This is a genomic window from Kaistia sp. SLG-1, from assembly GCF_059699055.1.
In genome coordinates this window covers 3,233,888-3,257,506 of record NZ_AP048544.1, presented here as the reverse complement: position 1 = coordinate 3,257,506, position 23,619 = coordinate 3,233,888, and the positions used below count along the sequence as shown (strand labels likewise).

Sequence of the window (23,619 nt, the reverse complement as noted above, 5' to 3'; positions counted from 1 at the left end):
CTTGGCGAGCGCGCTGTGCGCGTTTCGATGAGGAGGATTTAGGCCTGTTCACCGGGCGGATAATCGGCCAATAATCGGCATCACTATCCGGGAATGGCGAACAAATGGATACGCTGGATGCCATGCGGGTTTTCGCGCGCGTCGTGGAGCGACGGAGCTTCACGCTGGCCGCCGAGGATACGGGGTTGCCGCGCTCGACCGTCACCGATGCGGTCAAGCAGCTCGAGGCGCGGCTCGGCGTGCGCCTGCTGCAACGGACGACCCGACATGTCAGCCCGACGCTGGACGGCGAGGCCTATCACCAGCGCTGCCTGATGATCCTCGCCGATGTCGAGGACGCCGAGAGCGGCTTCGCCGGCGCCAAGCCGAAGGGCCTGCTGCGCGTCGACGTGCATGGCACGCTCGCCCGGCATTTCGTGCTGCCAAACCTGCCGGCCTTCCTCGCGACCTATCCCGATATCGAGGTCTACATGAGCGAGGGCGACCGGCTGGTCGATCTCGTCCGGGAGGGCATTGATTGCGTGCTGCGCGTCGGCAGGCTGCAGGACAGCGAGATGATCGCCCGCCGCGTCGCGATGCTGGAGGAGGTGACGCTGGCGTCGCCATCCTACCTCGCCAATCACGGCATGCCGGAGCATCCGGACGCTCTCGCCGAGGGACACCGCATGGTCGGCTTCCGTTCCAGCGCCACCGGCGGCCTGCTGCCCCTGGAGTTCGCCGTCGACGGTGGCATGCGGGCGATCACCTTGCCGGCGACCGTCTCGGTCAACGGCGCGGAGAGCTATTTCTCCGCCGCCAAGCTCGGGCTGGGGTTGATCCAGATTCCCCGCTATCACGCGGAATATGCGCTGGAAACCGGCGAACTCGTCGAAATATTGCAGGACTATCCGCCGGCGAGCACGCCCGTCTCCGTCCTCTATCCGCGCAGCCGCCAGCTCTCGCCGCGCGTGCGCGTGTTCATCGACTGGGTCGGGCAGATCTTCGCGGCAGCCGGCACCTGAGTTTCCGCCGGATCAGCCGTGCAGCGGATTGGCGATGGGCGGATCGATCCGGAAATCGGTGAAGCGGACCTGAAATCCCGCGCGCTGCGGCGAGCAGGCCATCGGCCCGATCCGCGCGCCGGCGGATTCCGGGAACGGACAGAGCCGCAGCAGCTGCCATGCGCTCGCGGCGTCGCGGTAATGCGCGATCACCGCGCCGCCGACGCGGGTGAGGCGGACTGATTGCGGCCCGGCGAGCAGCGGCTGCGCCGCTACCGACCAGTCCGACAGGCCGTCGCGCGTGCAGACGAGGCTGAAATTGGTGACGCCGTCGGAGTGCTCGATGCCGAGCTTGATCCAGTTCCGCGCGTCGATCCGCAGCATCAGCCCCGCCTGGTCGTAGAGCGTCTCGTACCGGCCCTCGAAGACGACCTGCGCCGTCACGTCGCCCTCGGCCGGCCGATGCAGGAAATGGCCGTCGTCGCGGCGAAAGCCGTAGAAGGTCGACTGCCAGAAATCGGTATCGCGGCCGGTGGTCACGTTGAGGACATCGCCGTCGATCGACCATTCCGGCGGCTCGTTCAGCCATTCCGCCTCGCCATACGTGCCGGACGTCATGCGTTTCTCTTCCCTCTGCACCGGTACCCTGGAATCAGGCGCCCCAGTCTACCGGCTGCATGAGGGGTGTTGGCAATCTGCGGATGTCAGCTACCCGTCGTCGCTCAGACGAAGCCGCCGAGGTTTCGCGAGAGGTCGATGGCCTCGCGCGCCGCGACGGTGCGCAATTCGTCGAGCTTTTCGAGGCTGAAGCGGCTGCTGGGGCCGGAGATGGCGATACCGCCGGGCACGCGGCCGCCCTTCTCGAACACCGGAACGGCGAGGCAGCGCATGTCGGCCGCGAATTCCAGATCGTCATAGGCATAGCCCTGCGCGCGCACGAGCGAGAGCTCGCGGCGAAACTGCTCGGGATCGGTGATCGTCTTCGGCGCGAGCTTCGGCAGGCCCCGGGCGAGAATGGTGTCGACGAAGCGAGGGTCCTCATAGGCGAGCAGGACCTTGCCGATCGAGGTGCTGGTGAGCGGCGAGCGATCGCCGATCTGGAAGTCGACGCTGACGCGCTGGACGCCCTTGGAGCGGAACACCAGCACCGCGCAATCCTGGTCGAGCGCCGAATAATGCACGGTCTCGCCGGTCTCTTCCGAGATCCGTCGCAGGCTGCGGACGATCTGGATCGAGCGTTCGTCGTCGCTGACCAGATGGCGCGCGAGCGACAGCACCTTGAGGCTGAGCCGATAGAGCTTCGCGCTCTCGTCGCGCACGACATAACCGGACTGCACCAGCGTCGCCAGCATCCGGTACGCGGTGGTGCGATCGGATCCGAGGCCGGCGGCCACGTCCTGCACGGAAACCGACCGCTGCTGCTCGCCCAGAAACTCCAGCACCGACAACGCCTTCAGGGCGGTGCTGCTCACATTCGAGTCGACTTCGCGCAAGGTGTGGGATCCCCAATTCTGTTCAATATTCGTATATGCAATTTATTTATTGACCTCAAGTCCAATTTTCGTTGATGCAGTACGATAATTGAAATAGGTTTGATTCACGTTGAGGTCGGGGAGGGTCCGAAATGCAAATGCTGATTGATGGCGGCTGGACGGCAGCGGGGGATCAGGCCCTCGATCCCGTGCTGAATCCGGCGACCAACGCGGAGATCGCCCGCGTGCCGCGCGCCGGCGCCGACGATGTCCGACGTGCCGTCGCGGCCGCTCAATCCGGCAAGCAGCGCATGGCCGAGCTGCCGGCCTATCGTCGCTATGAAATTCTGGAAGCCGTTGCCCGTCGCATCGAGGCGAACCAGGCCGAGCTCGGGCGCCTGCTCTGTCAGGAGAACGGCAAGCGGCTGGCCGAGACGACGAGCGAAGTCGGTGCGGCGGCGCGCATCTTCCGCGGCTATGCGGAGGAGGCGAAGCGTCTGTTCGGCAAGAGCGTTCCGCTCGATTCCGTTCCCGGCCTCGAGGCGTCGCTCGCCATCACCATGCGCCGGCCGCTCGGCGTCGTCGCGGCCATCGTTCCTTTCAACTATCCGGTCGAGCTCTGGAGTCACAAGGTCGCGGGCGGCCTCGCCGCCGGCAACGCGGTCATTACCAAGACGCCGGAGGATTGCCCGCTCGCCGTGCTGGAGGTCAGCCGCTATCTCGAGGAGGCCGGCCTGCCGCGCGCCGCGCATCAGGTGCTGACCGGCGGGCGCGAGACCGGCGAGGCGCTGGTCAAGGCCGAGGGCGTCGACATGATCGCCATGACCGGCAGCACGGCCGCCGGCCGACGCATTCTAGAAGTCGCCGCGGCGACGCTCAAGAAGGTGCATCTCGAACTCGGCGGCAACGACGCGACGATCGTCTGCGAGGACGCCGACATAGACGCGGTGGCGGATGCGCTGGTCGCCGGCCGCTTCACCAGCGGCAATGGCCAGATCTGCTGCGCGGTGAAGCGCGTGCTGGTGCAGCGCCCGGTCTTCGACCGGCTGCTCGAAGCTCTGACGGAGCGGACGCGCAATCTGAAGGTCGGCGATCCCCTGGATCCCGCCACGAATGTCGGACCGCTGATCAACACACGGGCGGCCGAGCGGGTCGAGGCGCAGGTGCGCCAGGCGGTCGCCGATGGCGCCACCATCGTGATCGGTGGCACCCGCGACGGCAATTTCTACGCCCCGACCATTTTGACCGGCGTTGTGCCGGGAACGCCGGCCTTCGACGACGAAACCTTCGGCCCGGTGCTTCCGCTGATCCCGTTCGACAATTTCGAGGAAGCGCTGGAGCTCGCCAATGACAGCCCGTTTGGCCTGCAGGCGGCGCTGTTCACGGGCGATCTGCGCCGCGTCATGCGCGCCTATGAGGTGCTCGATGTCGGCACGGTCGTCGTCAACCACACCACCGCCATCCGCGTCGAGAACTTGCCGTTCGGCGGCAACAAGGCGAGCGGCAACGGCCGCGAGGGCATCCACGAGACGCTGCTGCATATGAGCAAGGAAAAGACGCTGCTCCTGGCCGACGTGTTTGGAACCTGATCATGCCTCATCTCGCGGTACGTCAGATCGCCAAGAGCTATGACAGCAATCCCGCCATCCGGGATATCTCCTTTGCGATCGACGGCGGCCAGGTTCTGGCGCTCTGTGGCGAGAACGGCGCCGGCAAGTCCACGCTGATGAAAGTCCTCTCCGGCGCGGTCGTGCCGGATAGCGGCGACATCCTGCTCGACGGCGCGCCTGTCCGCATTCACTCGCCGGCTGACGCCATGGCGCTCGGCATCTGCACGGTCTACCAGGAGCTCAGCCTGCTGCCGCATCTGAGCGTCGCGGAAAACATGCTGATGGGCCGGATGCCGGCGCGGCGCCTGTCCTTCGTGGTCGACTGGAACGAGGCGCATCGTCTGGCGCGCATCGTCCTGACCGATCTCGGCTTCCCCGAGATCGATCCGGAATGGTTGGTGTCGGAGCTGAGCGTCGCGCAGCAGCAGATCGTCGAGATCGCCAAGGCGCTGGTGTCGGCGCCGCGGATCCTGATCCTCGACGAACCCACCGCCGTCCTCTCGGCGCTGGAGACGGACCTGCTCTTCGCCAAGATCCGCAAGCTGGCGGAGGCGGGAACCACGGTTCTCTACATCTCGCACCGGCTGGAGGAGATCTTCGAGATCGCCGACGCCGTCGTCGTGCTCAAGGACGGCGCCAGCGTGCTTTCCGGCTCGATCGATGATTTCGACCAGGATCGCCTGATCGAGGCGATGGTCGGGCGCTCGCTCGGGGACATCTTCCCGAAGCGGCCGGTCGGTCCTGCTTCCGGCAACATCGTGCTGGAGGTCGAGCGGCTCGGGCGGGCAGGGGTGTTCGCCGATATCGACCTGAAGGTGCATGGCGGCGAGATCCTCGGCATGTTCGGCCTGGTCGGTAGCGGCCGCACCGAGGTCGCCAAGGCGATTTTCGGTGCGCATCCGGCCGATACCGGCTCGATCCGCCTTGCCGGCGCCTCCGGCGATATCGCGACGCCGGGCGACGCGGTGCGGCAGGGGATCGCCATGATCACCGAGGACCGCAAGGGCGACGGCCTCGCCCTCGATGCCAGCGTGCTCGACAATGCGGGCCTTGCCAGTTTCGGCCGGACGTCGCGCTACGGCGTCATCGACGGGGCCGAACGGCAAAAGCTGGTCGACGCCAAGGTGCGCGAGCTCTCGATCCGACCCGCTGGCACGGCGCGGCCGGTGCGCCAGCTTTCCGGCGGCAACCAGCAGAAGGTCGTGCTGGCGAAATGGCTGCTGGTCGAGAACGTCAAGCTCTTCATCTTCGACGAGCCGACGCGTGGCGTCGACGTCGCCACCAAGGTCGAGATCTACCAGATGATCGCCGACCTCGCGGCGGAAGGCGCCGCCGTGCTCCTTATCTCTTCTGAAATGCCGGAAGTTCTCGGGCTGTCCGACCGGCTCGTCGTGATGCGCGACGGTCGCATCGTCGCCGAGCTCGAGCGCGAGCAGTTCAGCATGGACACGCTGTTCATCCATGCCGCCGGCCTTACCCAACAATCGCATAATCCGGAGCGTCGACGTTGACCGAAGCCCTGTCCACCCGAGTGCCGCGCAAGAGTCTCTTGCGGCACGTCAACCGCGCCAATCTGATCTTCACCGTGGCGATCCTGGCGCTGGTGGTGTTCGCGTCGCTGACGTCGGATGCGTTCCTGACCCAGCGCAACATCGTCAACATCTCGCGCCAGATCGTCACCAACGGCTTCCTGAGCCTCGGCATGCTGCTGGTGATCCGGACGGGCGGCATCGACCTTTCCGTCGGCTCCGTCCTTGCCTTCGCCGGCCTGCTCGCGACCGGCCTGCAGGGGCAGATGCACTTCACCGCCGCGATCGCCGTGGCGCTTTCGATGGGCGCGCTGGTCGGCGTGGTCAACGGCTGGCTGATCGGCCGCTTCAACCTGCAGCCCTTCATCGTCACGCTGGCGATGATGGGAAGCCTTCGCGGGCTTCTCTATGTCTATGCCGACACGCCGCGCTATCCGGCCGACGAGCTGTTCCGCGCGCTGCTCGGCGGCGCCTTCATCGGCCCGGTGCCCGTCAATTTCATCCTGTTCGCCATCGCCGTGCCGATCGTCTGGTTCTACACCGACCATACGGTTTCCGGCCGCGCCGCCTATGCGCTCGGCGTCAACAAGGAGGCCGTTCGCCTCGCCGGCGTCAACGTCCGCAAGCACCTCATTCTTGCCTATGGCATCTGCGGCCTGCTCGCGGCTATCGCCGGCGTGCTGCTGGCGAGCCGTCTCGGCATCGCCCAGCCGAGCGTCGGCGTCGGCTACGAGCTCGATGCCATCGCAGCCGTCGTCATCGGCGGCGGCCTGCTCGGCGGTGGCGGCGGCACGGTGGTCGGCGTGCTTGGCGGTGTGCTCGCGCTCGCCATGGTCGACAACGTGCTCAACCTGTTCAACGTCGACTCCTACTACCAGCAGTTGCTGAAGGGGCTGATCATCCTCGTGGCGGTTCTCGCCCGCAGGAAGCCGGCCTGATCGTTCCAGGAAGCCGCCCGCAGGCGGCACAATGAAGGGGAGGAATATCCATGACCATCAAGAAGAAGCTGGGAACGCTTGGCATCGCCGTGCTGACCACCGCCGCGCTCTGGACCGGGGCCGCGCAGGCCCAGTCCAAGGACGAGATCAAGATCGGCGTCGTCAACCTGTCGCTCTGCTGCGCCTATTTCGTCGGCATGGACGCCGCCGTGAAGGACGAGGCGAAGCCCTATGGCAACGTCAAGATCCTGTCGACGGACGCCGATGGCGACGTCGCCAAGCTGACCGCCGACGTCGAGGATCTCCTGAACCAGGGCGTCAAGGGCCTGATCGTCTCCGGCGCCTTCATCGAGGCGGCGCCGGCGGCGCTCGAGGCGATCGAGCAGGCCGGCGTTCCCGTCGTCATGGTCGATCGCCGGCTTAAGGGCGGCGACTATACGAGCTGGGTCGGCCCCGATAACCGCGCCATCGGCGAGGGCATCGGCGACTACATCGTCAAGCGGCTCAACGGCCAGGGCAAGGTCGTGATCATCCGCGGCGGTCCCGCCGACAATACGATCGGCTCCGACCGGAGCGACGGCGTCACTGCCAAGCTGAAGGAGGCCAACGTCACGGCGGTCGTCTCGCCGGGCTGGGGCGGTTGGAGCGCCGATGGCGGCTTCAGCCAGATGGAGAACATGCTGGCGAAGGAGAAGGACATCAACGCCGTCTTCTGCGAGAACGACTCGATGTGCCTCGGCGCCCAGAAGGCGATCCATGACGCCGGCCGCAGCGGCGACATCTTCATCGCCGCCGTCGACGGCGAGGCGGGCGCGCTGGTCGAGATCGCCCGCGAGGGCTCCAACTTCGGCGCCACCGGCCTCAACAGCGCCGACCAGATCGGCCGCGCCGGCTTCAACCGCCTGATGGCGATCCTGGCCGGCGCCCAGGCGCCGAAGGATACGGCGCTGCCGTCGCCGATCATCACCAAGGACAATGCCATCAAGTTCATCCGCGAAGGCAGCACGTTCTAAGTGAGAAACGGATCGGGCGGCCTCGCGCCGCCCGATCTCTTCATCGGCTCTCAGAGTGCTCTCTTGCGACACCCTTGTGGCGTCGTCTTGATTCCGGGCGAGCGGCCCGAGCCGGGCTCAGCCCTCTTCCGGGCGGATGCGGTAGGCGCAGCGGCGCGCGCCGTAGACGATGTGCTCCGTCCGCTCGACCGAGCAATCTGGCCCCAGCATCTCGCGGAAGATCGCCAGCTCGGACCGGCAGAAGCCCTGGCAGGCCGTCGCGGCGGCGCAGATCGGGCAGTGGTTCTCGATGAACAGCCAGCCGTCGCCGTCGTCGGACGTGCGATGCTCCGCCATGTAGCCCTCGCGGCTGCGGATGGCGGCGAGCGAGGCGAGGCGGGCCTCCGTCCCCTTCGTTCCCTTCAGCGCCTGGCGATAGGAGGCGCGCATCTCGTCCTCGCGCGCGCCGATCACCCGGTCGAGCGCCTCGTCGCCGAGGAGCGCGCGGACGTTGCGCAGGAGGCTGACGGTCAGCTCGGCATGGGTATCGGGAAAGCGGGCATTGCCGCGCGCGGTGAGGCGCCAGAGCTGCGAGGGGCGGCCGACACCGCGCGCCACGGTTTCGCTCTCGACCAGCCCCTCCGCCGCGAGCCGGGTCAGCTGCTGCCGGGCGTTCTCGCCGGTGGTGCCGAGCGCCTGTCCGAGATCGGCGGCCGTCTGCTGGCCGCGCGTCTTCAGCAGGAAGAGCAGGCGGTCCGATCCCGTCTTTCCCTGCGCGTCCGCATTATCCAAGCCAGGCGTTGACATATTCCGCGCAACCTATATTCAAAGCATAAGCTTGTTTTATAAGGTATCCCGCCCGTCCGCGCAAGGATGGCGCGCCGCAGGCGGGTTCTATCCGCGACAGCCACAGGAGCGAATTCATGGCCAGCCTGCGCGATACTCTGGAAGCCCGCCTCAAAGTCGGGCAGGACAACGCGCTGCTGCGCTTCTCGCTCGGCAGCTTCTGCCTGAAGGAGGGCGACGCCGCCGCAGCGGCCGGGCATTTCCGCCGCGCGGTCGAGATCGACGGCGACTATTCGGCCGCCTGGGCGCAGCTCGGCAAGGCGCTCGGCCTTGCCGGCGACACCGTGGCGGCCGCCGACGCCTATGCGAAGGGCATCGTGGCGGCGGAGCGGCGCGGCGACCTGCAGGCCGCGAAGCAGATGCGCGTCTTCCTGCGCCGGCTGGATCCCGGCCGTTCGTAGAGCGTCATCGAGCGAGGCGGAACCCTTCGCGTCGGGAAAACGCGACCCAGCGATAGCGGAAGCGGGCAGGGGCGGCGTCAGGCCGCCGCCGTGCGGTGACCCCAGGCCGCCGCCGTGCCGTAACGGCTCAGACCGCCGCCGTGCCGCGATCGTGCTGCGCCGCGTCCGGCTGGTCGTCGGCGGCATGTGGCTTCAGTGACTGGTAGTGCCGCCGGTTCCACAGCAGCGGGCGCGCATGGCCCAGCGCGTCGGTCGCCGTGATCACGCCGACGAAGAGCTCGTGATCGGCGACCGCGACCGAGCCGCCCAGCTCGCAATCGAGCGTTGCCGAGGCGCCGAGCAGGCGCGGCCGCCCCGAAGGCCAGCTCTCCCAGACGCCGAGCAGGAAGCGCGTCTCCGGCGGGACCCGACCGGCGAAGGCGTCGCCGATCCCTTCCTGCTCTTCCGACAGCATGGCGACGGAGAAGCCGCCCTCCTCGACGATCGCCCTGGCGAGATCGCTGCCGCTCCGGATGGAGACGACCACCGAGGGGGGATTGGCCGACAGCGAGAACACCGCCGTCGCCGTGCGTCCGAGACGGCGCGCGCCCTGTCCTGCGCTGACGACGCAGACCGTGGAGGCGAGATGCGACATCGCTTCCGCGAATGTCTGCTTCGTCACCGCGCCGGCCGCGTGCAGGAGATCGAGGCGCAGCGCGCCGTTCATGCTCATTTTTCGACGAATGCCTTTTCAATGACGAACTGGCCGGCCTTGTTCTGGCTGCCTTCGGCAAAGCCGCGCTCGACGAGGATGTCGCGGCAATCCTTCAGCATGGCCGGGCTGCCGCACAGCATCACGCGGTCGATTTCGGCGTCCAGCGGCGGCATGCCGAGGTCGTTGAACATCTGGCCGGACACGATGAGATCGGTCACGCGGCCGCGGTTGACATAGGGCTCGCGCGTCACGGTCGGGTAATAGACCAGCTTCTCGGTGACCTGCTCGCCGAGGAACTCGTCGGCCGGCAGCTGGTCGCGGATGAAATCGCCATAGGCGAGCTCGGCCGTCTGCCGGACGCCGTGGACGAGGATCACCTTCTCGTAGCGCTCATAGGTTTCCGGGTCGCGGATGATCGAGAGGAACGGCGCCAGGCCGGTTCCGGTCGACAGCAGCCAGAGTCGCTTGCCGGGCTCGAGATTGTCATAGAGCAGGGTGCCGACCGGCTTCTTGCCGACGAGGACGCGATCGCCCTTGTTGACGTGCTGCAGCTTCGAGGTCAGCGGGCCGTGCGGCACCTTGATCGAGAAGAACTCGAGCTCGTCGTCATAGTGGCTGCTGACGATCGAATAGGCGCGGGTCAGCGGGCGGCCCTCGACCTCGAGGCCCATCATCGTGAACTGGCCGCTCTGGAAGCGGAAGGCGGCGTTCCGCGTCGTGCGGAAGGAGAACAGGCTGTCGGTCCAGTGGTGGATGTCGACAACGGTTTCTTCGTAGAAGTTGCTCATGCTCTAAGGGGCTCGCTGCGTCGTTCGGTTGGCCTGAATTGCCGGTGGTGTGACGGCTTACCCCGTAGAGCGCCGGCCGGCGAGTCTTGTGACATGGATTCCTTTTCCTCCGGACCGAAGGATCGGCTTCCTCGCCTTGCGGCCTGCTTTCCGAACGAGGCGACGGCTCCAGGGGCGGGAGCCGCCGCGCTGCCGAGGTCAGGCCTGGTTCAGGCGCGCTTCGGCGAACTCGTAATTGGCCAGCTTGTCGAGGAAATTGCCGACATAGTCCGGACGGCGATTGCGGAAATCGACGTAATAGCTGTGCTCCCAGACATCAAGCCCGAGAAGGGCGTGGCCCTGGCCGGCGGCGAACGGATTGTCGGCATTCGCCGTCTTCGTCACCTTGAGCTTGCCGTCCTGGCCCAGCACCAGCCAGGCCCAGCCGGAACCGAACTGCGTCGTCGCCGCCGTCTTGAAGGCGTCCTTGAAGGCGTCGACGCTGCCGAAATCCTCGATGAGCTTCTTTTCCAGCGCGCCCGGCAGCTTGCCGCCCTTCGGCGCCAGCGACTGCCAGAACAGAATGTGATTCCAGTGCTGGCCGGCATTGTTGAAGACGGGCGCGAGATCCGCCTTGCCGTTGGCGAAGCGGATGATCTCCTCGAGCGACTTGCCCTTCAGCGCGTCGTTCTTCTCGACGAAGCCGTTCAGCGCCGTGACATAGGCCTGATGGTGCTTGCCGTGATGCAGCTCCAGCGTCTCGGTGCTCATGCCGGCCTCGGCCAGCGCGTCGGTCGAATAGGGAAGGGCGGGAAGTTCGAATACCATGGTGATGTCCTCATCGGTTCGCCCGAACGGTCGGGCGCGGCTTCCGGCAGCGGCCGACATGACGCCGTGTCCGGCGCGGTCGGCCTATTTGCCAAGCTGATGCTTTGATAAATTCTTTCCCGGATATGTCAAGTCATGACTTGGAATAATCGGCGGATCGTCGCTAAGAATGGTAACGCCTTGTTAACCCACCGCCCGGTCCGATAGACCTCATGCATGATTGAGGTTGAGATGAGCGAGAACACCAGCAAGTCGACGCTGACGGTGGGCGAGGTCGCGAAGCGGAGCGGCATCGCCGTCTCCGCCGTGCATTACTACGAGAGCAAGGGGCTGATCGAAGGCTGGCGCACCGCCGGCAACCAGCGCCGCTATCACCGCGCCGTGCTCCGCCGGATCGCCATCATCAAGATCGCTCAGCGCGCCGGCATCCCGCTCGCCGTCATCCAGGATGCGCTGGAGGGGCTCCCGCATGACCGTGTCCCCAATGCGCGGGACTGGCGGCTTTTCACCGATGGCTGGAAGGACATGCTGGAGGAGCGAATCGTGGCGCTGACGCAGCTTCGCGACCAGCTGACGAGTTGCATCGGCTGCGGCTGCCTGTCGCTCACCGAGTGCCCGCTGCGCAATCCGGACGATGAACTCGGCCGGGTCGGGGCCGGCCCGCGACGCCTCGGATCCCGCCCTTGAGGGCGAGGCTGGCCTGACGCGTGCGGCCGCCGAAGTGTCGATTTCGTTGAAAAGTCAAAGCTTTGCCGGGCGACCTTCCTGGCCGGCGGATGGATCTTCTCGTCTTTGGCTCCAAAATGACGAACAGGCTTGACCTCAACCATGCTTGAGGTCCTATAAGCCCTGTCGGCTAGCGACGAGAGATCGCGAAGGAGGCCGACATGCATAACGACCTAACTGATTTCGTTCCGGAGGCTGGCGTCATCGCGCCGCCTTCCATGGGCGATACCCCTGCCGGATGGGGTGAGCTGCTCTCTGGCAGAAACGGCATCTACGCTCTGGCGCTCGCGGGCGGCGTGACGCTGCACGCCGTGAACATCTACATCGCCACCACCGCCATGCCGTCCGTGATCGCGGATATCGGCGGGCTCGATTTCTATGCCTGGGCGACCACGCTGTTCGTCGTCGCGTCGATCCTCGGCTCGGCGCTGACAGCGAAACTGTTGCGCAGCCGGGGGCCGCGCGGCGCCTATCTGATCGCGACGCTGCTGTTCGGCGCCGGCACGCTGATCTGCTCGCTGGCGATGAACATGCCGGTCATGCTGATCGGGCGCAGCGTCCAGGGGCTCGGCGGCGGCTTCCTGTTCGCGCTCGCCTATGCGCTGACCCGCGTCGTCCTGCCGGAGCGGCTCTGGGGCCGGGCGATCGGCCTGGTGGCGGCGATGTTCGGCGTGGCGACCCTGATCGGGCCGGCCGTCGGCGGCGTGTTCGCCGAATATGGCGCCTGGCGCGCCGCGTTCTCGTCGCTGCTGCCCTTCGCGGCGCTGTTCGCGATCCTCGCCTATGTCACGCTGCCCAAGAGCAGCTGGGACCGCAACGAGCGCGTCTCCGTGCCCTTGCCGCAGCTGGCGCTCCTGACCGGCGCGGTGCTGGCGGTTTCGGCGGGAAGCCTGTCGTCGGAGCTTGCCTGGAACATCGCCGGCCTCGTCGGCGGCCTCGCGATGATCGGGCTGATCGCCGTCGCGGACGGCCGTTCGAAAGCGCGCCTGCTGCCGCGCAATTCCTTCCATATCGGCACGCCGCTCGGGGCGCTCTATCTCGCGGTCACGCTGCTGATGGTGGCTCTGCAGCCGGAGGTCTTTGTTCCCTACCTGCTGCAGAACCTGCACGGACAATCGCCGCTCTGGGCCGGCTATCTCGCTGCGCTGATGTCGCTCGGCTGGAGCGTCGCATCGATCCTGAGCTCGCGCTGGCAGAAGCGCAGCGGCCACCGGCTGATCGTGATCGGCCCGGTTCTCGTCCTGATCGGCCTGGTTCTGTTCGCCCTGTTCATGCCGGTCGCCGGTGGCGGCGACTGGATGGTGCTCGGCCCGATCTGCCTCGGCCTGGTGTTCATCGGCTTCGGCATCGGTCTCGCCTGGCCCAATCTCGTCACGCGCATCTTCCTGAGCGCGCCGGCGGAGGAGCAGGACCTGGCCTCGGGCGGCGTGACGACGGTGCAGCTCTTCGCCATGGCGTTCGGCACCGCCTGCGCCGGCATGGTCGCGAACATCGCCGGCATCGCCAATCCCGGCGGGGTCGAAGGCGCGACCAGCGCCGCGCTGTGGCTCGCGGGGATCTTCGCGATCGCGCCGCTCCTCTGCATCGCCGTCGCGCTCCGCGTCGTGCGGCTCACGGCCGGGAAGGGATGATCGTGCCGCGCATCCTCGCGTCGCCTCTCGTTTCCCGCGCCGACTTCGCGGTCCTGTCGCGCCGGTCGATGCGCCGGCGCTGAGCGCCGGGGAGCGGACGCTCCGTCCCCCCGGCGTCCGCTCCCCGAGTCGTCCGGCGCCTTTCCGTGCTTGTTCCCGAAGGAAAGCCGTCGCTATCATCCGGGTGCGCAACGAAGCGATTGCGCCAGTCGCGCTCGGGAGGGAAGAGGCCCGGGCGCGGCTTCAATCGGGACCGGGAGGAAGGGTCGAGATGCGTCTGCTCATTCTGGGCACGGGAGGCATGGCCAATCAGCATGCCAAGAATTTTTCCGCCATCGAGGGGGTGAGCGTCGTCGGCGGCGTCGATGTCGTGCCGGAGCGTCTCGCCGCCTTCTGCGCCGAGCACGGGATCGAACGGCAGTTCGCGACCCTTGAGGAAGCGCTGGCCTGGGGCGAGTTCGACGCGGTGGCGAATGTCACGCCGGACCGCATCCATCATCCGACGACGATGCAGGCGATCGCCGCCGGCAAGCATGTCTTCTGCGAGAAGCCGCTGGCGACCGACGCGGAGAAGGCTCTTGAGATGACGGAAGCGATCGAGGCTTCCGGCAAGGTCGGCATGGTGAACTTCACCTATCGCAACTCGCCGGCCATCCAGAAAGGGCGGGAGATCGTGCTATCGGGCGAGCTCGGCCCGGTGCGCCATGTCGAGGCGTCCTATCTGCAGAGCTGGCTCGTCGCCAAGGCCTGGGGCGACTGGCAGACCGAGAGCAAATGGCTCTGGCGGCTGTCGAAGAAGCACGGCTCGAACGGCACGCTCGGCGATATCGGCATCCACCTCGTCGATTTCGCCTCCTATGGCGCTGGCCTCGACATCGCGCATGTGTTCGGTCGTCTGAAGACCTTCGACAAGGCGCCGGGCAACCGCATCGGCGAATACGACCTCGACGCCAATGACAGCTTCACCCTGAATGTCGACTTCACCTCCGGCGCGGTCGGCGTCATCCACGCGACGCGCATGGCGGCCGGCCATCTCGACGAATTGCTGCTCCGGATTTTCTGTCAGAAGGGCGCGCTGGAGATAAACTACAACACCGGCGTCTCGACGCTGCGCGTCTGCCGGGGCGACGACCTCGACACGGCGACCTGGCGCGAGGTTCCGCTCGAGCCGGTCGAGACCAATTACCAGCGCTTCGTCGCGGCGGTCCGGGCCGGCAAGGCGCAGGAGCCGACCTTCCGCCGCGCCGCCGCCATCCAGAAAGTGCTCGACCTGGCGCAGCTCTCCGACCGTACCGGCAAGGACGAGGCGGTTTAGCGGATCCGGCGGCGGGGCGCGAACCGTGCCCCGCCGTTCCCTTCAGGCTCGAAAAACCCAGAGCCGGGCGGTGAGGTAGTTCCAGCAGAAGACGACGGGAACGCTCAGGATCTTGGCGAAGGGCGCCGGCATCAGGGTCGCGAGCGCGGCGACGAGGACCGTCGAGATCAGCAGCCCGGTCAGCGTCGAGGCGCCGAATTTCAGCGCCTGCATCGGGCTGTGCCCGACCTCGAAGGTCCAGCTTCGGTTTAGCGTGTAGCTGACGACGATGCCGCAGGAATAGGAGACGAGGTTGGCCGGCGCCGGCGGCGCGCCCGCTGCCGTCAGCCCCGTGAAGAGGGCGATGTCGAGCAGCGTCGTCACGACGCCGACCGCCGCGAAGCGCAGCAGCGTGTCGAGGTTTCCCGCGCGGGGCGGGGCGGAAGGCGAGAGCATCAGCCGGCCTCCAGGTCCGGAATGGTCAGCTTGCGCACGCGCCGCCCGGCGTCGCCGTTCAGCGTCGCCTCGACGATCGGCTTCGGCCGGTGCTTCGACTGCATGAAGATGCGGCCGATATACTCGCCGACGATACCGAGGAACACGGCGTTCAAGGTGATCGAGAGCAGCAGCAGCATGGTAGTGGTCGCGAAGCCGGCCGGCCAGTCCTGGCCGAACAGCAGCTTGCCGACAAGATAGCCGAAGAGCAGCAGCAGCGTCACCGTGCCGACGACGAGGCTCGCCATCGAGGCGAGGCGGAGCGGCGCCAGCGAATGGTTGAGGATGCCGTCGACGGCGAGCGCCAGCATGGCGCGGAACGGAAACTTGCTGCCGCCGGCGACCCGCGCCTGCCGGTCATATTCGAAGCCGACCTGCGAAAAGCCCATGGCGCTGATCAGGCCGCGCACATAGGGCGAGGTGTCGTCGACCTGCCGGAGCTCGGTCAGGATGCGGCGATCGACCAGCCGGAACTCGCCGGCATTGACCGGCAGCTCGTCCTCGCTGAGCGCGTGGATCGAGCGATAGAAACCGCGCCGGAGCAGCACCGTGAACCAGCCGTCCTGCAGCGATTTGCGGATGCCGTAGACGACTTGGTGCCCCTCCCGCCAGAGCGCGAGCATGGCGGGGATGTGATGCGGCGGGTCCTGCAGGTCGCAGTCGATCTGCACCGAGCAGTCGCCATTGGCGGCCTTGTAGGCCGTGAGCAGCGACAGCTGGTAGCCGACATTGCGGCTGAAGCGGATGACGCGGACGCGCGGGTCGTCTTGGGCGATCTCCTTCAGGATCTCGAAGGTGCGGTCGGTCGAGTGGTTGTCGGTGAAGACGATCTCGTGGTCGTAGCCGGGAAGCGTGAGAAAGGTGTCGGTGATCGCCTCATAGGCGCGGCGGACATTCGCTTCCTCGTTGAAGGCCGGCACCAGCACGGAGACCAGCGGCTTCGGATGGGCCATCACGACACCTCCCCGGCGCGGGCGCGCGCTTCCGGCAATGCGGCGCGATACCAGGCGACGGTGCGCGTCAGCCCTTCGGAAAACGGCGTCCTGGCGCGCCAGCCGAGCCATCGCGCTGCCAGCGCCGTCGTGCCGCGGAAATCGGGAGCGCCGGACGAGGCCCGCTCGTCGCCATAGGTGATCGATCCGGGATCGGCGCCGGTAAGCTCGATGACGCGTTCGGCCACCTCGCGCATGGAAGGGGCGACGCCGCTGGCGATATTGACGATCGCCGCTTCGGGGCGCGGGGCGCTGCCGAGCCGCAGCAGCGCGTCGACGACATCGTCGACATGCACGAGGTCGCGCCGGTCGGTCGGGTGCCGCACGAAGATCCGCTCGCCGGCGAGGCAGCGCTGGATCAGCAGCGGCAGCAGGTATTCGGTCGATTGCGCGGGGCCATAGGTGAGGGCGAGCCGGGCGGTGACGATGGGAAAGGGCAGGCGGCGGCCGAGCGCGGCGCAGAAATGCGTCGCCGCGACGAGGCCCGCCGCATAGGCCGTCAGCGGCGCCTCGCGGACGGCCTCGTCATAGGGCGAGGGCGCCGCGCCATATTCCGCGAGCGAGCCAGTGCGGACCAGCTTCTTCGCCGGGCGCGGAACGCTAGCCGCGGCGGCGATCAGGCCGATCAGCCCCAGGAGATCCTCGCGCACGACATCGCGCGCGTCGTCGAGATCCGGATCCTCGGGACGGCGGGGCCGCGCCGCGAGGTGGAAGATCAGCTCCGGCTGCGCGTCCGCCATGAAGCGGCGCAGCGCATCCTCGTCCAGCAGGTCGAAGTCCTGGCGGATCAGGCGGCCCGAGGCGTGGCGCAGGCGATGGTCGTCGGAGCCGGGCCGGACGGGCACATGCACGACATGGCCGGCGGCGAGGCAGGCGTCGACCAGATGCGAGCCGATGAAGCCTGCGCCGCCGGTGATAAGGATCCGCGACATCGTCGCCGCCTCCGCGCCCTTCACGGGCCCCCTGCGATCGCTGCCGGGGAGCGATCCATCCGGGCGGCCGGCCGGCCGGTGATTTCCCTCGCGAAATCCCGGAACGTCTCGTGGATATGGGCGAGCTGCGCTTCCGTCAGGCCATGGTGGCAGGCGAGCAGGATGCCGCCGCGCATGACGTCGTCGGCGACCGGATAACCGCCCGGCGCCGCCTTGTGCTGGACGCCGGCCATCGCCGGCTGGCGCAGGATGTTGCCGGTGAAGACCGGCCGGGTCTGGATGTCGCGCCGCTCCAGGAAGATCTGCATGTCGCGCCGCGTGAACGGGGCGTCCGGCCGGACGGTGAGGGGGAAGGCGAGCCACCCGGTCCGCGCGCCGGCGATCTGCCTCGGCAGCAGGAACCATTCCTCGTAATCGGCGAAGAAGGCGCGCTGCGCGGCGAAGTTCCGTTCCCGTGCCGCGATGTTCTGCTCCAGCCGGTCGAGCTGCACCAGCCCGAAGGCGGCGCCGATTTCCGACGGCTCGACGTTGAAGCCGAGCTCCTCGAAGACGAACTTGGCGTCATAGGCGAAGCCGTCGAGCTCGACGTTGAAGCGGTTCTCGATCGTCTCGGAATCGACGAAGAGCGACGAGGTGCGGCCCCAGGAGCGCAGCAGCTTGGCGCGCCGCGCCAGCTCGTCGTCGCGGATGCAGACCATGCCGCCATTGCCGGCGGCGGTGATCACATGCGAGCCGTAGAAGCTGGTGGTGCTGATGTCGGAGCGGGTGCCGGTGCTCGTCCCGTCGAGCGTGGCGCCGAGCGTGTCGGCGCTGTCCTCGACGACGATCAGGCCATGCCGGTCGGCGATGGCGCGGATCTTGTCCCAGTCCGGCAGATTGCCGATCAGCGACGGGATCATCACGGCGCGCGTATTCGGCGAGATCATCCGCTCGATCGCGGCGACGTCGATGTTGTAGGTGGCCTCCGCCGCGTCGACGAAGGCGGGGACGAGGCCGGCGCGCACGATCGGCGCGACTGTTGTCGCGAAGGTCAGCGCCGGCGTGATCACTTCGGAGCCCTTGGGCAGATCGAGGATCTCGATCGCCAGATAGTTTGCCGACGAACCCGAATTGACCATGACGCCATGCGGCTTGGCGAACAGGGCGGCGACGCGCTGCTCCATCGCCCGGACGGAGGGGCCCATCTGCGTCGACGAGCGCATGACCTTGACGACCGCCGCGATCTCTTCCTCGCCATAGACGGATTGACCGTAGTTCACGCGCATTTGGCTCACCTCGTTTGCGTCCGGCGAGGCCGGAGATCAGTCGCCACGCCCCCAGGCGGCGGCGTATTCGTCGATCTGATGCTGCGAGAAGGCGAGGATCCCGGCCGGATCCTGCCGGTAGCTCTGGTACCAGGCGACCGTCATCGCGACCGTCTCCTCCAGCCGGAGCAGGGGGCTCCAGCCGAGATCGACGCTGGACTTGGTGCTGTCGAGGCGGAGCACGGCGGATTCGGGCGCTTCATTATCGCGTCGCTCGACGACGTAGCGCGGCCGTTTTCCTTGCCATTTGGCAATCACCATGTCGGCCAGCGTTCCGACCTCGACGGTTGAGCGGGTGTCGGGACCGAAATTCCAGCCGCCGGCATAGCGCGCGCCCGTTTCCAGCAGGCGCGCCGCCAGCAGCAGATAGCCGCGTACCGGCTCGAGGACGAGCTGCCAGGGCCTGACGCTCTTCGGATTGCGGAGGCGGACCGGCATGCCGGTCTCGACGGAGCGGACGAGATCCGGGATCAGGCGATCGGCGCCCCAGTCGCCGCCGCCGATGACGTTGCCGGCGCGCACCGTGCTCAGCTGCGGTCCGTTCGGATCGTTGAAATAGGAGGCGCGGAAGGCCGCCGCCACGAGCTCGGCGCAGCCCTTGGACGAGCTGTAGGGGTCGCGGCCGCCCATCGGGTCGTTCTCGCGATAGCCCCAGACCCATTCGCGGTTGTCGTAGCATTTGTCGCTGGTGACGACGACGACGCCGCGCAGCGACGGCATGTGGCGGGCGGCGTCGAGGACGATGGCCGTGCCGACGACATTGGTCAGGTAGGTGTCGACAGGCGCCTCGAACGAGGTGCGCACGAAGGCCTGCGCCGCCATGTGGATGACGAGGTCGAAATCCTCGCCCTCGATGCTGCGGCCGAAGGCGGTCTCGGAGCGGATGTCGCCGACGCGGCCGTCGACGAGTGACTGGAGCCCTACCGCCTTGCAGAACGAGGGCGCGGTCGGGGGCAGCGCGACGCCGACGACGGTGGCGCCCAGCCGGCGCAGCCAGAGCGACAGCCAGCCGCCCTTGAAGCCCGTATGGCCGGTGACAAGGATGCGCCGGCCGCGCAGGACCTCCGCGAGGTAACGTTCGTCGAGGCGTTGGTCGGCCATGGCCTAGATCCTTGCCTCGGGCTGCGTCGTGCCGACGACCGGCGGGACGGGCTTGGCGAATTGCAGCCAGGGCGGATCCTCGCTTTCGCAGAGTCCCTCGAGATAGTCGCGATCGCGAACCGTATCCATCGGGTGCCAGAAGCCGTGATGCTTGTAGGCGAACAGCTCGCCATCCTTGGCGAGCCGGGTCAGCGGCGACATCTCCAGCGGCTCGGAGAGCGCGGGAATATAGTCGAGCACGCCGGGCTCGAAGACGAAGAAGCCGCCATTGATCCAGGTTTCGTGCTTGCGCACCTTCTCGGTGAATTCGACGACCCGATCGCCCTCGATCTCCAGATTGCCGAAGCGCGCCGGCGGCTGCACGGCGGTGACGGTGGCAAGCCGCCCATGCGAGCGATGGAAGGCGAGCAGCGCGTCGAGGTCGATGTTTCCCACACCGTCCGAATAGGTCACCATGAAGGTGTCGCGGTCGAGCCAGTCGCGAAGCCGCAGCAGGCGACCGCCGGTCATGGTGGAGAGGCCGGTATCGACGACGGAGACGTTCCAGTCGAGCGGCCGGGTCGGCCGCAGGACCATCGATCCGCTGCCGAGGGCGACCGTGAAGTCCGCCGTCGACAGGTGGAAATTGTGGAAGAAGTTCTTGATCAGCATGCATTTGTAGCCACCGGCCACGACGAAGTCGCGATAGCCCCAGTGGCTGTAGATATCCATGACATGCAGGATGATCGGCCTTCCGCCGACTTCCACCATCGGCTTCGGGATGCGGTTGGTCTCCTCGGCGAGACGGGACCCGAGACCTCCGGCCAGTAGAACGACTTTCATGATCGGCCTCCGCGTGCCTGCCATGGGTTGGCGCAGGTGATACCCCCAAAGTGATGGCGGACTTCGGGATGGCGGGGACAGACCCGGAATACCGGGGAGCGCGCCCGCCGGACGCGCTCCGCGAGATGCCTCGATCGGCAGTGTTCAGGATCGGAATCGATAACAGTGTCGCGAGGACAGCATGTCGAATATGCAAGCAGTCGACATATTTGATAATTTAAAAGAAAGTATCCGGGCTGCTTGCCTGATATCGTCCTGGCTCATCGAATTTAAGAAACATCGATAAGTATTATATTGGCAAGGATGCTATCTTAGCTTGGGTAAGCCCGCAAGGCGTGGGAATGTCAGGATAATCCCTTGGTCGTCTGTCGGGTTTCTGACTGTATGGTTTGCGGACAACAATCCGGATACTCAGTATTCCGGAAATTCTTGAAGGCGTGACGGCCGGCTCGCCGGCAACGCCTGGATCGAGCGCCCGGACGATGCCGGGCACAGCGCTTGTCCGGGCTTCCCGCACGATCCATTCGGAGCTTCGCAATGGCCTATCTTGAGAAAGCCCCTGCCTTCGGAATGGCCCATCCAGCGGCAAGGTCGAGATCGGCGCTCGTCGGCGCCGGCGTCGCGATCCTCTCTCTTCTGATCTTCGCCATGGTGGCGCTGCGCGTCCTGAATTTCGAGATGCGCAAGGACGAGCAGCTCTACGTGCCGCCGATCCGCCTGCTCGAGACGGAGCAGATCTACCGCGACTTCTTCTACAACCACACGCCGGGCTCGGCCTGGCTGTTCTACGGCATCGGCCGGCTGACGGGATCGGATCATCTGCTGCTGACCGGGCGGCTCGGCGTCCTGCTCGGCTGGGTGGTTCTGATCTCGGCGATCGCCGCCTTCAGCTATGTGCTGACGCGCTCGCGCCTGGTGAGCTGGTGCATCGTGCTGCTCAGCCTGATGAACGAGAACTTCCTGCTGCAGCCGGGCATGACCGCGACCAACAATCTGCTGCCGTTGCCGCTGTCCTTCATCGGCGTCGCGCTGTTCGTCCTCGGCGTCCGGGACGAGCGGCCGCAGCCTCTCTACTATGCCGCGTCGGGCTTCTTCCTGGCGCTCGCCGTCTGCTTCAAGGTCAGCGCCGTCGCCTTCGTGTTTCCGATCGCCATCGCCGCCTTCCTGCTGCCGCGCGCCCTTGGCGTCCGCGAGCGGGCGGCCTGGGTGGTGGCGCCGCTGGCCATCGGCGGTGTCGTCGGCGGGCTGCCGATCCTCTACTACCTCGCCACCGACGGGTCGCGCTTCCTCGCCCATGTGCTCGGCTATCACACCGGTCCGCATGTGCAGTACATGCGCCTGTCGGGTTCGGCGGATGACGGGGCGGCGATGTCGCTGGTCGCCAAGCTGCTCCTGGCGCACGACATCTGGTTTTCGGCCGGGATCGCCGTGGCCCTCGTTGTGGTGCTGACCCTGCTGATCACGGCGTTTCGCCGTCGGGCGGAGGGCCGTCCGGCGCTGTGCGCCGTCTCAGCGCCGGCGCTGGTCGTGCTCGGCGCGCTGGTGTTCAGCGTCGCCTTCAGCTTCATCCCGACGCCGGGCTTTCCGCAATATTTCGCGCCGCCGCTGATCTGCCTTCCGCTGGCGCTCGCTCTTGCCTTCGGCGATCTCGGCGTCGACGAGCGGCGGCACGTCCTGCCGGTTCTCGTCGCGGCGACGGCGATCGTGCTCTTGATCGCGACGCCGCGCCTCGGCCAGTTTCTCGGCCGGGCGCCGCATCCCGGGCGCTGGACCGTGATGCAGGTGCATGATGACGGCGTCCGCATTGCCGAGCGGATGGCCGAGGCCGGGGCGCATGGCAAGGTGGCGACCCTTGCGCCGCTCTATCCGCTCGAAGGCGGGCTCGCGGTCTATCCGGAGCTGGCGACGGGGCCGTTCGCCTATCGGAGCGGCGACCTGACCAAGCCGGCGCTCGCCGCCCAGTACAGGATGACGTCGCCGACGCGGGTCGGTGCCCTTCTCGCCAGCGATCCGCCGGCAGCGCTGCTGCTCGGCTTCGATCCGGTGCTGGAGGCGCCGATGCGCGCCTTTGCCGAGGCCAATGGCTACGCGCCGGTCTCGAACCTCGGCGTCCGGGATCGCTACGGCACCGCAATGCTCTATCTCAGGCCGGCACAGCCGCCGGCGCCGTAACCGCGGCTGCGATCACCGCGTCCCAGAGCGCCAGCACCGAGGGCAGAGAATAGCGCGCGGCGGCCTCGGCCGCCCCCGTGGCCGCGAGCCGTTGCCGCAGATCGGAATCGGTGGCAAGGCGCGCCATCGCGTCGGCCAGCCTTCCGACATCGCCGGCCGGCACCAGGATCCCGGCATCGGGATTGTCGAGGATCTCGGATGGCCCCCACGGGCAGTCGAAGGCGATCGTCGCCAGGCCCGCCGACATCGCCTCGAGCAGGACGTTCGGAAATCCCTCGAAGCGCGAGCTCAGCACGAAGATATCGCCCTCGACAACCCAGTCGCCCGGCGAGCGGGTGACGCCCGGCAGGCGGACGCGATCCGCGATGCCGAGATCGCGCGCTTGTTTCTCCAGCGCGTCGCGCTCCGGGCCCTCGCCGAAGATCGTCAGCCGGGCGGCGGGTAGGCGCGCCGCGGCTTTAGCGAAGGCGTCGAGCAGGAGATCGAACCCCTTCTGCTTCTCCAGCCGGCCGACCGCGACGATCCGCGTGCCGTCGCCGGGGAGGGCGGCGCGCATCGGGGCGACCGGGTTGGGGATGACGATCGCCCGCGACTGCAGCGAGGAGGGTAGCGCGAGGCAGGCCTCTTTCGTCTGCATGACGAGGCGGGCGGCGCGCCGTGCGGCGATCGGCCCGGCCAGCCGCCAGAGCGGACTTTTCGCCTGCGACAGGAAATTGTTGCGCTCCGACAGGATGACCGGCACGTCGAGACCGAGCGTGGCGAGACCCGTCATCACATTGACCTTGGTCAGGAAGGAGACGACGAGATCGGGCGAGAGCTCGGCGAGGCGCCGGCGGAGCGCGAGAATCCGCCGGCCGGTACCGGCGACGCGGCCGGCGCCATTGCCGAGGCCTCCGAGCGCCGAGAGCTCGATCCCGGGCTCGTACGGGAAATAGGACGCGGGATCGCCGGCGTTGACGGCGAGCACATGGATCGTGTCGCCCTGCCTCTGGCGATGGTGGGCCAGGAGGTTGACGACCTTCTCCGCGCCGCCGGCCCCGAAGCCGGAGAGAACGAACGCAATTCGCACGCTGGCCTCCGCCGGATGACAGCC

23 protein-coding genes are annotated in these 23,619 nt (G+C 67.2%); 10 read left to right on the top strand and 13 right to left on the bottom strand.

From position 1 onward, the window contains the following. Window positions 1-104: 104 nt before the first annotated feature. Window positions 105-1,001, top strand: coding sequence for a LysR family transcriptional regulator (locus AC6HZP_RS14775; protein WP_497523475.1), 897 nt, complete (start codon window positions 105-107; stop codon window positions 999-1,001). Window positions 1,002-1,013: 12 nt separating this feature from the next. Here AC6HZP_RS14775 and AC6HZP_RS14770 read toward each other — a convergent pair whose 3' ends face one another. Continuing rightward, complete coding sequence (locus AC6HZP_RS14770) at window positions 1,014-1,598, bottom strand: DUF1349 domain-containing protein (RefSeq protein ID WP_497523474.1); 585 nt, start codon at window positions 1,596-1,598, stop codon at window positions 1,014-1,016. A 104-nt stretch (window positions 1,599-1,702) separates the two neighbouring features. Then, on the bottom strand, window positions 1,703-2,452 hold the full coding sequence (locus tag AC6HZP_RS14765) for an IclR family transcriptional regulator (RefSeq protein ID WP_497523473.1): 750 nt from the start codon (window positions 2,450-2,452) through the stop codon (window positions 1,703-1,705). A 152-nt stretch (window positions 2,453-2,604) separates the two neighbouring features. Here AC6HZP_RS14765 and AC6HZP_RS14760 point away from each other — a divergent pair, with 152 nt between their 5' ends. From AC6HZP_RS14760 to AC6HZP_RS14745, 4 genes are read left to right on the top strand one after another with little or no spacing between them, the layout of a single operon-like run. Further along, window positions 2,605-4,041, top strand: a complete 1,437-nt coding sequence (locus tag AC6HZP_RS14760) for an aldehyde dehydrogenase family protein (protein ID WP_497523472.1) — start codon at window positions 2,605-2,607, stop codon at window positions 4,039-4,041. Window positions 4,042-4,043: 2 nt separating this feature from the next. Next, window positions 4,044-5,573 (top strand): sugar ABC transporter ATP-binding protein, encoded by a 1,530-nt coding sequence (locus tag AC6HZP_RS14755; RefSeq protein ID WP_201399891.1) that lies wholly within the window; start codon window positions 4,044-4,046, stop codon window positions 5,571-5,573. Then, window positions 5,570-6,529 (top strand): ABC transporter permease, encoded by a 960-nt coding sequence (locus AC6HZP_RS14750; protein ID WP_201399890.1) that lies wholly within the window; start codon window positions 5,570-5,572, stop codon window positions 6,527-6,529. Before AC6HZP_RS14755 ends, AC6HZP_RS14750 begins: the two co-directional genes overlap by 4 nt. Before the next feature lie 50 nt (window positions 6,530-6,579). Continuing rightward, on the top strand, window positions 6,580-7,542 hold the full coding sequence (locus tag AC6HZP_RS14745; protein ID WP_201399889.1) for a substrate-binding domain-containing protein: 963 nt from the start codon (window positions 6,580-6,582) through the stop codon (window positions 7,540-7,542). A gap of 117 nt (window positions 7,543-7,659) precedes the next feature. On the opposite strand, the gene AC6HZP_RS14740 is transcribed toward AC6HZP_RS14745, so the two are convergent. Next, window positions 7,660-8,328, bottom strand: coding sequence for a helix-turn-helix transcriptional regulator (locus tag AC6HZP_RS14740; protein WP_201399888.1), 669 nt, complete (start codon window positions 8,326-8,328; stop codon window positions 7,660-7,662). Between the two features lie 116 nt (window positions 8,329-8,444). On the opposite strand from AC6HZP_RS14740, the gene AC6HZP_RS14735 reads away from it, so the two are divergent. Next, complete coding sequence (locus tag AC6HZP_RS14735) at window positions 8,445-8,768, top strand: hypothetical protein (protein WP_497523471.1); 324 nt, start codon at window positions 8,445-8,447, stop codon at window positions 8,766-8,768. Window positions 8,769-8,895: 127 nt separating this feature from the next. Here the strand turns inward: AC6HZP_RS14735 and AC6HZP_RS14730 are convergent, their stop codons facing one another. The 3 genes from AC6HZP_RS14730 to AC6HZP_RS14720 all read right to left on the bottom strand — a co-directional run bounded on the left by AC6HZP_RS14730 (window position 8,896) and on the right by AC6HZP_RS14720 (window position 11,057). Continuing rightward, a complete protein-coding gene (locus tag AC6HZP_RS14730; protein WP_497523470.1) occupies window positions 8,896-9,474 on the bottom strand; it encodes a flavin reductase family protein in 579 nt (192 codons plus the stop codon). 2 nt (window positions 9,475-9,476) lie between these two features. After that, window positions 9,477-10,250, bottom strand: a complete 774-nt coding sequence (locus tag AC6HZP_RS14725) for a ferredoxin--NADP reductase (RefSeq protein WP_497523469.1) — start codon at window positions 10,248-10,250, stop codon at window positions 9,477-9,479. A gap of 198 nt (window positions 10,251-10,448) precedes the next feature. Beyond that, window positions 10,449-11,057 carry a superoxide dismutase gene (locus AC6HZP_RS14720; protein ID WP_497523468.1) on the bottom strand — a complete coding sequence of 203 codons (609 nt, stop codon included), beginning with the start codon at window positions 11,055-11,057 and terminating at the stop codon, window positions 10,449-10,451. Between the two features lie 231 nt (window positions 11,058-11,288). Here AC6HZP_RS14720 and soxR point away from each other — a divergent pair, with 231 nt between their 5' ends. The 3 genes from soxR to AC6HZP_RS14705 all read left to right on the top strand — a co-directional run bounded on the left by soxR (window position 11,289) and on the right by AC6HZP_RS14705 (window position 14,729). Further along, window positions 11,289-11,744: a redox-sensitive transcriptional activator SoxR gene (soxR, locus tag AC6HZP_RS14715; protein ID WP_497523467.1), complete on the top strand. Its 456-nt coding sequence runs from the start codon at window positions 11,289-11,291 to the stop codon at window positions 11,742-11,744. A 200-nt stretch (window positions 11,745-11,944) separates the two neighbouring features. Beyond that, entirely contained in the window at window positions 11,945-13,414 is a 1,470-nt protein-coding gene (locus tag AC6HZP_RS14710; protein WP_497523466.1) for an MFS transporter, read from the top strand. A gap of 271 nt (window positions 13,415-13,685) precedes the next feature. After that, window positions 13,686-14,729: a Gfo/Idh/MocA family protein gene (locus tag AC6HZP_RS14705; protein ID WP_497523465.1), complete on the top strand. Its 1,044-nt coding sequence runs from the start codon at window positions 13,686-13,688 to the stop codon at window positions 14,727-14,729. Window positions 14,730-14,771: 42 nt separating this feature from the next. Here AC6HZP_RS14705 and AC6HZP_RS14700 read toward each other — a convergent pair whose 3' ends face one another. Genes AC6HZP_RS14700 through rfbF form a run of 6 tightly spaced genes read right to left on the bottom strand, consistent with a single transcriptional unit; the run spans window position 14,772 to window position 20,354 of the window. After that, window positions 14,772-15,164 (bottom strand): GtrA family protein, encoded by a 393-nt coding sequence (locus AC6HZP_RS14700; RefSeq protein WP_497523464.1) that lies wholly within the window; start codon window positions 15,162-15,164, stop codon window positions 14,772-14,774. Beyond that, a complete protein-coding gene (locus AC6HZP_RS14695) occupies window positions 15,164-16,156 on the bottom strand; it encodes a glycosyltransferase family 2 protein (protein WP_497523463.1) in 993 nt (330 codons plus the stop codon). The genes AC6HZP_RS14700 and AC6HZP_RS14695 overlap by 1 nt, the downstream gene beginning before the upstream one ends. Then, window positions 16,156-17,127, bottom strand: a complete 972-nt coding sequence (locus AC6HZP_RS14690) for an NAD-dependent epimerase/dehydratase family protein (RefSeq protein WP_497523462.1) — start codon at window positions 17,125-17,127, stop codon at window positions 16,156-16,158. Before AC6HZP_RS14690 ends, AC6HZP_RS14695 begins: the two co-directional genes overlap by 1 nt. Before the next feature lie 20 nt (window positions 17,128-17,147). After that, a complete protein-coding gene (locus AC6HZP_RS14685; RefSeq protein WP_497523461.1) occupies window positions 17,148-18,392 on the bottom strand; it encodes a DegT/DnrJ/EryC1/StrS family aminotransferase in 1,245 nt (414 codons plus the stop codon). A 36-nt stretch (window positions 18,393-18,428) separates the two neighbouring features. Then, complete coding sequence (gene rfbG / locus AC6HZP_RS14680) at window positions 18,429-19,532, bottom strand: CDP-glucose 4,6-dehydratase (RefSeq protein WP_497523460.1); 1,104 nt, start codon at window positions 19,530-19,532, stop codon at window positions 18,429-18,431. Between the two features lie 3 nt (window positions 19,533-19,535). Further along, window positions 19,536-20,354 carry a glucose-1-phosphate cytidylyltransferase gene (gene rfbF, locus AC6HZP_RS14675; protein WP_201399877.1) on the bottom strand — a complete coding sequence of 273 codons (819 nt, stop codon included), beginning with the start codon at window positions 20,352-20,354 and terminating at the stop codon, window positions 19,536-19,538. Between the two features lie 537 nt (window positions 20,355-20,891). Here rfbF and AC6HZP_RS14670 point away from each other — a divergent pair. Continuing rightward, window positions 20,892-22,526, top strand: coding sequence for a glycosyltransferase family protein (locus AC6HZP_RS14670; RefSeq protein WP_497523459.1), 1,635 nt, complete (start codon window positions 20,892-20,894; stop codon window positions 22,524-22,526). Here the strand turns inward: AC6HZP_RS14670 and AC6HZP_RS14665 are convergent. After that, window positions 22,498-23,595, bottom strand: coding sequence for a glycosyltransferase (locus tag AC6HZP_RS14665; protein WP_497523458.1), 1,098 nt, complete (start codon window positions 23,593-23,595; stop codon window positions 22,498-22,500). The two genes, AC6HZP_RS14670 and AC6HZP_RS14665, sit on opposite strands and share 29 nt — an antisense overlap. Window positions 23,596-23,619 lie beyond the last annotated feature (24 nt).